Source organism: Candidatus Hydrogenedentota bacterium (assembly GCA_016791475.1).
Lineage (GTDB): Bacteria > Hydrogenedentota > Hydrogenedentia > Hydrogenedentales > JAEUWI01 > JAEUWI01.
Genome location: JAEUWI010000181.1, coordinates 1 through 780 on the forward strand (window position 1 = coordinate 1; position 780 = coordinate 780).

Here is a 780-nt window from a genome sequence, read left to right on the forward strand (position 1 = left end):
GCCACGGCGATCCTGTCGTGGCGCCACCTGGCGCGGCCGGGGCGCGCGCTCAGCGACGGCGCCATCGGCGCGTTGATCGCGATCGGCAACACCGCGGCGGTGGTGGGCTTCGGCGCGGTGGCCAAGGCGGCGCCCGCCTTCACCATGGCGGTGGACTGGGTCACCCACCTGCCCGGGGGTGGCCTCGCCAGCGCCGCGATCGCCGTCACCCTCATCGCGGCGATGACCGGCTCCGCCTCGGGCGGCCAGGTCATCGCCTTGCCGATCCTGGCGCCGATCTACCTCGCTCAGGGCGTCAACCCGGAACAGTTGCACCGGGTCGTCGCGCTGGCCTCGGGCGGCCTCGACTCGCTGCCGCACAACGGCTACGTGGTCACCACCATCCGCGCGATCTGCGGCGAGACCCATCGCGCCGCCTACCCCGCGATCGGCGCGCTCACGGTCATCGTGCCGCTGGCCGGCGTGGCGCTCTGCATCGGGCTGTTCGCGCTGGGACTCTGAGGTAACGCGCGCGGCCGCGCCGGCGCTACCCTGTGGCGATGGGCAACGGAGATCGCGCCATGGGCACCGAGCGCCGCCGCGCCGTCTGGTACTTCGATTTCATCTCGCCGTTCGCGTACCTGCAGTGGCGCGCGCTGGACTCGCTGGCGCCGATCCTGACCTTCGAGTTCCGGCCGATCCTGCTCGCCGCCCTGCTCGACCACCACGGCCACAAGGGACCGGCCGAGATCGCGCAGAAGCGCCGCTTCACCTACCGCTTCGCGGCCTGGCGCGCGCAAC

The 780-nt window shown here is 72.9% G+C and carries 2 protein-coding genes; both read left to right on the forward strand.

Going from position 1 to position 780, the window contains the following annotated elements:
- A partial coding sequence (locus JNK74_28570; GenBank protein ID MBL7650142.1) for a GntP family permease occupies positions 1-501 on the forward strand: 501 nt, incomplete at its 5' end.
- 59 nt (positions 502-560) lie between these two features.
- Positions 561-780 (forward strand): 2-hydroxychromene-2-carboxylate isomerase (locus JNK74_28575; GenBank protein MBL7650143.1); only part of this gene is annotated, 220 nt, incomplete at its 3' end.